The sequence below is a fragment of the Variovorax sp. VRV01 genome (assembly GCF_014852545.1).
Taxonomy (GTDB): Bacteria; Pseudomonadota; Gammaproteobacteria; order Burkholderiales; family Burkholderiaceae_C; genus Variovorax; species Variovorax beijingensis_A.
Window position 1 is genome coordinate 1 of record NZ_JACVBS010000096.1, and the last position, 255, is coordinate 255.

Consider the following 255-nt stretch of genomic DNA (forward strand, 5'->3'; position numbering starts at 1 on the left):
GGCCTGCGCTGTCGCGGTTGGCAAAGGCGCTGCGCAGGCTGTTGAGCACGGCGTTGTGGCGGCCGATGGGCTGGCCCACGATGAGGCCGCGCGCATCTTCGAGGGTCTGGCGGATCTTCTCGCCGCCTGGCACTTCGCCCACGCCGGTGTGGCCCGCGCTGTCGGTCAGGATCAGCAGGTTGCGCGTGAAGAACGGGCCGTGCGCGCCGCTCAGGTTCATGAGCATGCTGTCGTGGCCTGCGACGGGCACCACGC

Annotated in this window: 1 pseudogene; it reads right to left on the reverse strand. The window is 70.2% G+C overall.

Going from position 1 to position 255, the window contains the following annotated elements:
• Positions 1-253, reverse strand: a pseudogene (gene gudD / locus IB278_RS34365) (glucarate dehydratase); the annotation flags it as partial.
• Between the last annotated feature and the right edge of the window lie 2 nt (positions 254-255).